The 5,038-nt window shown below is 67.2% G+C and carries 5 protein-coding genes; 3 read left to right on the forward strand and 2 right to left on the reverse strand.

What is annotated here, in order from left to right:
• Position 1: 1 nt before the first annotated feature.
• The 3 genes from LQV45_RS17550 (at position 2) to LQV45_RS17560 (ending at position 3,745) form a co-directional block, all read left to right on the forward strand.
• Positions 2–1,288, forward strand: a complete 1,287-nt coding sequence (locus LQV45_RS17550) for an ABC transporter substrate-binding protein (protein WP_230008129.1) — start codon at positions 2–4, stop codon at positions 1,286–1,288.
• Positions 1,289–1,415: 127 nt separating this feature from the next.
• Positions 1,416–2,771, forward strand: a complete 1,356-nt coding sequence (locus tag LQV45_RS17555) for a carbohydrate ABC transporter permease (RefSeq protein WP_374208239.1) — start codon at positions 1,416–1,418, stop codon at positions 2,769–2,771.
• On the forward strand, positions 2,768–3,745 hold the full coding sequence (locus LQV45_RS17560) for a carbohydrate ABC transporter permease (RefSeq protein ID WP_138177962.1): 978 nt from the start codon (positions 2,768–2,770) through the stop codon (positions 3,743–3,745). Before LQV45_RS17555 ends, LQV45_RS17560 begins: the two co-directional genes overlap by 4 nt.
• Positions 3,746–3,816: 71 nt before the next feature.
• Here the strand turns inward: LQV45_RS17560 and LQV45_RS17565 are convergent, their stop codons facing one another.
• Together LQV45_RS17565 and LQV45_RS17570 are read right to left on the reverse strand one after the other, a co-directional pair.
• Positions 3,817–4,488: a DUF305 domain-containing protein gene (locus LQV45_RS17565; protein WP_230008130.1), complete on the reverse strand. Its 672-nt coding sequence runs from the start codon at positions 4,486–4,488 to the stop codon at positions 3,817–3,819.
• A 1-nt stretch (position 4,489) separates the two neighbouring features.
• A partial coding sequence (locus LQV45_RS17570; RefSeq protein ID WP_230008131.1) for a DUF3105 domain-containing protein occupies positions 4,490–5,038 on the reverse strand: 549 nt, incomplete at its 5' end.

Raw genomic sequence — 5,038 nt, forward strand, 5'->3', positions numbered from 1 at the left:
GCTGGCGGTCGGTGCGATCGCGCTCGCCGGTTGCGCCGAGGGCGACTCGGGCGGATCCGGCAGTGGCTCGGAGGGCACCACCACCGTCCGCATCTCGGGCGGTATCACCGGCCCCGAGGCCGACGCGCTGAACCAGAGCTTCGACCAGTTCACGAAGGACACCGGCATCAAGGTCGTCTACACCGGCGACAAGAGCTTCGAGGGCAACATCGTGACCAAGGTGTCCGGTGGCGACGCCCCCGACATCGCGATCGTCCCGCAGCCCGGTCTTCTCAAGACCCTCATCGGGACGGGCGAGGTCCAGAAGGCCTCCGACGCCGTCTCGGCCAACGTCGACGAGTACTGGGGCGAGGACTGGAAGTCGTACGGCACCGAGGACGGCACCTTCTACGCCGCCCCGATGCTCGCCAACCTCAAGGGCTACGTCTGGTACTCCCCGACGAAGTTCGCGGAGTGGGGCGTCCAGATTCCGAAGACCTTCGACGAGCTCCTGACCCTGACCCAGACGATCCAGCAGAAGACGGGCGCCGCCCCGTGGTGCGCCGGCTTCGCCTCCGACGCGGCCTCCGGCTGGCCGGGAACCGACTGGGTCGAGGACATGGTCCTGCGTCAGTCGGGCCCCGAGGTCTACGACCAGTGGGTGGCCAACGAGGTCAAGTTCACCGACCCGCAGATCAAGCAGGCCTTCGACGCGGTGGGGGAGATCCTCCTCAACCCGGCGTACGTCAACGCCGGCTTCGGTGACGTCAAGAGCATCAACTCCACGGCCTTCGCCGACGTCGCCGCCAAGGTCGCCGACGGCAGCTGCCCGATGACCCACCAGGCGTCGTTCCTCTCCGCGAACTTCCTCACGGTGAAGACCGCCGCGGGTGAGACCCCGACCATCGCGCCCGACGGTGACGTGTACGCGTTCCTGCTCCCGGGTGTGAAGGAAGGCGAACTCGCGGTCGAGGGTGGCGGCGAATTCGTCGCGTCCTTCTCCGACGACGCGAACGTCCAGAAGGTCGTCGAGTTCATGTCGACTCCCGAGTTCGCCGACGCCCGCGTCAAGCTCGGCGGCGTCATCTCGGCCAACAAGGGCGCTGACCCGTCGCTCGCCTCCAGCGAGTTCCTCACCGAGGCGATGAAGACGCTGCAGGACCCGAAGACGACGCTCCGTTTCGACGCCTCCGACCTGATGCCGGCCACCGTCGGTGCCGGATCGTTCTGGAAGGGCATGGTGAGCTGGATCGACGGCACGCCGACCGACACGGTGCTGAGCGACATCCAGGCCGGTTACAACAACTGACCCGACCCGCATGACCGGTGGGCCGTCCGCTTCGGCGGGCGGCCCACCGGTACCGTAACCCCCACCACGGTGCCGCTGAGTCGGCCCGTCCACCGATGAGCACGAGGGCGTGTTCGGGAGGGAAGTCATGACCCAGATCAGCCAGGCGGAGAAGCCCCCGGCGGCATCTCCCCGACGCGGGCGGGCGAACGCCGAGTCGGCGACGCGCGATCTCGCACGGAGGCACCGGACGACCGTCACGGTCGTCGTCATCGCGCTCATCGCCGCGGTGGCACTTTTCCTGTTCATGGTCACGCGGGCGCCGGTCGAGACCAAACCCACGACCATCGGCTTCTCGCTGAACAGCTTCTTCAAGACGCTGGGCGAGATGAACCCGCTCGTACAGATCCCGATCGTCCTCGTCGCGTTCGGCGCGGTCGTGGGCCTGCTCCTGCTTCTCATCGAGTACGCGCCCCGCTCGGGCAAGGGGTACTTCTGGCTGCGGCTGGTCGCGTGCTTCGCGATCCCTGTCTTGGCCTTCATGCTGCTGCGCCCCTACCAGAACGCGGTCATCTACGTCCTGGGCATCGCCGTGATCCTCGGCGGCGTGCTCTTCTACGCCGACTACCGCTCCCGCCAGGGCGCCGGTTACCTGTTCCAGCTCATCCTGTTCGCCGCACCCGCGTCGATCCTCCTGCTGATGGGTCTGGTCTACCCGGCCATCTCCACCCTCGTGCAGTCGTTCCTGGACAAGACCGGCGAGAACTTCGTCGGGCTCGAGAACTACATCTGGACCTTCACGAACCCCGAGGGCTTCTGGTCGGTCATCAATACCCTCATCTGGGTGCTCCTGGCCCCCACCTTCGCCACGGCGATCGGTCTGGCCTACGCGGTCTTCATCGACCGGGCCGCGGGGGAGAAGTACCTCAAGGTGCTCATCTTCATGCCGTTCGCGATCTCGTTCGTGGGCGCCGGCATCATCTGGAAGTTCGTCTACGACTTCCGCCAGGGCGACCAGATCGGTGTGCTCAACGCCATCGTGACGGGACTGGGTGGACAGCCGGTGTCGTGGCTCGCGGCCACGCCGCTCATCAACACCCTGCTCCTGGTCGTCGTGTTCATCTGGAGCCAGACGGGTCTGGCCATGGTCATTCTGTCCGCCGCGATCAAGGCGGTGCCGCCGGAGCAGAACGAAGCGGCGGAGCTGGACGGCGCCAACGCGTGGCAGCGGTTCATCAACGTCACGATCCCCGGCATCCGTTCGTCGCTGATCGTGGTTCTCACCACGATCGCCATCGGCGCGCTGAAGATCTACGACATCGTCGCGGTCATGACCGGTGGGCGCAACGACTCCACCGTCCTCGCCTTCGAGATGGTCAACCAGCAGCAGCGGTTCCAGAGCTACGGGCACTCCGCAGCGCTGGCCGTGGTGCTGTTCCTGTTCGTCCTGCCGCTGATCATCTTCAACGTGCGCCAGATCCGGAAGCAGAGGGAAGTGCGATGACGACCTCCACCGTCGTGCTCGAGCCCACGTCAGACAATCGTTCGGCTCGTCAGGTCGCCCGGGACACCCGTCGCCACGAGGCGATGGCCCGCAAGCGCCTCACGTCGAAGGGCGCCACGATCGCCGCGATCGCGATCGCGTTCTTCTGGACCATCCCGACGTTCGGCCTGTTCATCACGTCGTTCCGTCCCGGTTCGGACACGCAGTCCACCGGATGGTGGACGGTGTTCACCGACCCGTCGTTCACGCTCGAGAACTACCGTCTCGCGCTGACCTCGGGCGGCACCGCCCTGACGCTGGCCGCGTCGTTCTTGAACTCGCTGGCCATCACGATCCCGGTGGTGCTGTTCGCCCTCGCGATCGCGTCGCTGATCGCCTACGCCTTCGCGTGGATCGACTTCAAGGGCCGCAACTTCTTCTTCATCTTCATCTTCGCGCTCCAGATCGTGCCGCTGCAGATGGCCCTCGTTCCGCTGCTGAGCCTGTTCTCCCGTGGTCTGACGATCAACGAGGTGACGATCTTCCCCGGGTTCGACCTGCGCGGGGTGGAGCACAGCTTCGCCACGGTGTGGATCGCCCACGTCATCTTCGCGATGCCGCTGGCGATCTTCCTCCTGCACAACTTCATCGCCGAGATCCCGCACGAGGTCATCGAGGCGGCCCGCGTCGATGGTGCCGGACACGGTCAGGTGTTCTTCCGCCTGATCCTGCCGCTCGCGGCTCCCGCGCTGGCCTCGTTCGCGGTGCTGGAGTTCATCTGGGTGTGGAACGACCTGCTGGTCGCGACGATCTTCGCGCCATCGTCGTCGCTCCCACTGACGCAATCGCTGAACTCGTTGTCGGGAACGTGGGGCGACCAGTGGTTCCTCCAGTCGGCGGGAACGTTCATCTCGATCCTGGTCCCGCTGATCGTGTTCTTCCTGCTGCAGCGGTTCTTCGTCCGCGGGCTCCTCGCGGGCGCGACGAAGGGCTGACACCCCGCACGACGACGAAGGGCGTGGCATCCGGAGATCGGATGCCACGCCCTTCGGCGTCGGAGGAGGCGTCAGCCGGCGCAGGACAGACGGGACTGGATGTCGCGCATCGCGTCGATCTCGGCCGACTGGCCGGCGACGATCGTCTGCGCCACGTCCTTCACGCGCGCGTCGCTTCCGAGCTCGATCACGGCTTCGGCCATGGGGATGGCGCCCTGGTGATGGCGGATCATGAGCTCGAGGAACAGGCAGTCCGCGGGCTGTCCCTCGAGGGTGCGCAGCTCGTCGAGCTCGGCATCCGAGGCCATGCCCATCTGGGCGAGCAGCTCGTCCTGCGGGAGGGCCGAGGTGTCGCCGTGGCTGTGGGCGCTCGAGGCGACCATCCACTGCATGAGCGGTTGCGACGACGCCTGCGGAAGGCCCCACTGCACGAGCCAGCCGAACATCTCGCCGCGCTGGCCCGCCTGTGTCGTGGCGATGTCGTACGACAGGGTGCGCAGCTCGTCGTCGGAGGTCTTGCGGTAGATCTCCATCGCCATGAGCACCGCCTGCGTGTGATGCACCTGCATGTCGCGGGCGAACCCCGCGTCAGCGGACACGGTCGAGGGCGTGGCCGGTGCCGCGGACGCGCCGAAGGCCGTGAACCGGCCGATCGCGAAGACGACGGCGAGGAGGGCGACCACCGCGACGGCGACGACGACCCGTCGCGCCGCGGGCCGCGCGACGGGTGCGTCGTCGCTCACGTCAGGCCTTGCCCGGGCCGTCGAGCGCCCCCGAGCACGTGGCGTTGGGCTCGGGCACGTTCTGGCTGCGCCAGTACTCGGTGAAGAACTCCTCGATGCGCGGGTCGGTGGCGGCGTCGACCTTCAGCTGGTGGTTCCAGCCGCTCACGGCCACGGCGCTGTCCATCCCGGGATAGGGGGAGAGGATCGCGTAGCTGGAGGGCATGACCGCCTTCAGGGCGTCGATGCCGGCCGCGTCGACGCGCTCGGGATCGTAGGTGATCCAGATCGCACCGTGCTCGAGGGAGTGGACCGCGTTCTCGTTCTGCTGCGGCTCGGTGTAGACGCCGCAGTTGAGCCAGATCGGGTTGTGCGGGCCGCCGGCGGGCGGGGTCTGCTCGTACGTGACGGCGCCCTGCACGTGGTCGGAGCGGTTCTCGAAAGTCTCCACGCCCTGGATCTCGCGACCCGTGCTGTTGCCGGCTTGGTAGCTGGGCGGGGGTGCGGGGGCGAACACGAAGGATGCCACGACGAGGCCGATCACCGCGATAGCGGCGGTCGATCCGACGAC

The organism is Microbacterium sp. Bi128, from assembly GCF_918698205.1.

Bases quoted from the DNA above. Each gene is read 5' to 3' on its own strand.
- LQV45_RS17555 (WP_374208239.1), top strand. From the start codon at position 1,416: ATGACCCAGATCAGCCAGGCGGAGAAGCCCCCGGCGGCATCTCCCCGA.
- LQV45_RS17560 (WP_138177962.1), top strand. From the start codon at position 2,768: ATGACGACCTCCACCGTCGTGCTCGAGCCCACGTCAGACAATCGTTCG.